1 protein-coding gene is annotated in these 1,529 nt (G+C 42.4%); it reads right to left on the bottom strand.

Annotated features, from left to right (window positions below):
• Positions 1-1,529, bottom strand: a 1,529-nt coding sequence (locus tag WB217_RS11990) for a S8 family serine peptidase (RefSeq protein WP_423993453.1), incomplete at both ends; no start/stop codon positions are given.

The following is a 1,529-nucleotide window of genomic DNA, read 5'->3' as shown; positions in this document are numbered from 1 at the left end:
AAAATTTTCGAAGTAACCAACCGTAATACCAGGTTTCACTTCAACCATATATTCTTCACTATTGACAACGTTGTTTCCGAAATCATTGATGATCCATTTATAAATAAATGATCCACCTGTTACTGAAGTTCCAGGAATCGTAACAGCGTATTCACCAACTTTGTAGTCACCAGAAATTCTTGAAGCCGACAAAGTTTGCCATTCATTGTTTCCATCCAGATAACTTAATTCAACAGATGAAACGCTGATGTTATCTGTCACTGTTACCGTCAAGTCCAGATCCATTCCTTCATACGTTTCTATAGGAGCACTATGTTCAAAGACTGGAGATTCTTCATCTTCACCTTGTTTCGTAACTTGTCCACCAATTTTCCCAATACCGTTCATGATTGAAGACACCGCTTCATACGCATCTACTAAACCGTACCCATACCCGTGATTCGGTGTTTGTGGATATTGTGCGTCAGTTAATGGGATTGCTGTTTCAAGTAAAATTTGTTCCATTTCTTCAACGGTTAAGTTAGCGTTTACTTGGCGCAACAATGCCGCAACCCCGGATATAGCTGGACCAGACATCGATGTTCCATTCCAACCGCCTTCATAGCCACCTCCAGGTACAGAAGAACGGATATTTACTCCTGGGGCCGAGATATCTGGTTTGATTTCAGCATAAGGAGAAGGTCCTCGTAAAGAGAAATTACCTACTACGTTGTTAATATCAGTTGCACCTGTTGCAAATGATTCAGGATAGTTTGCAGGTGATGCAACAGAACCCGGACCACCTGGATTTGTTGGCGTTGTGTTTCCTGCTGAAAATTCAGGGAAAATATCTGCTGCACGCCAGTTGGTTACTACATCACGATACCATTCGTCAAGACCTGGACCACCACCCCAAGAGTTGTTTACAACATCTGGAGCCATATCAACACGGGCATTTCCTTCAGAATCTGTTGGTGCTAATATCCATTCTGCAGCTTCTAGTAGGTCGACATCTGACCCGCCATTTGCAGTAAATGCTTTAACAGAAATGAATTTCGCACCAGGGGCTACTCCAACCTTGTTGGATCCATTTGGTTCACTACCTACCATTGTCCCTGTCACATGTGTTCCATGATCTAAGTCATCGTATGGCGTGGTTTGTCCAGTTGTTGCGTCAAACCAGTTGAAGTCATGATTTGCCTGACCCGTCAAAGCATTATAACCACGATATTTTTCTTTTAATGCTGGATGATCCCATTGAACCCCTGTATCGATACTTGCTACAACCGTTCCGGCTCCATCAATTCCCATTGCCCAAACATCGGGAGCTTTAACACGCTGAACATTCCATTCAATATTGGCAACTTCAGATGCAGGTGCAACAGCTTCTTTCGTTTTCGTTGTAAAAAGTTGTCGCATTTCATTCGGCAGCACTTTTTCAACTTCCGCAAAAGAAGCTACTTTTTCAGCTACTTCTTTCGTTGCTGTAACAGCCATCCCGTTTACAATATAATACGAATGGATATCTTCAACATTGCCTTTAGCAGCTT

Origin of the sequence: Mesobacillus sp., assembly GCF_049588175.1 — a bacterium.
Taxonomy (GTDB): Bacteria; Bacillota; Bacilli; order Bacillales; family Cytobacillaceae; genus Mesobacillus.
Note: the sequence above shows the minus strand (reverse complement) of the source record. Positions and strands in the feature narration are given on the sequence as shown.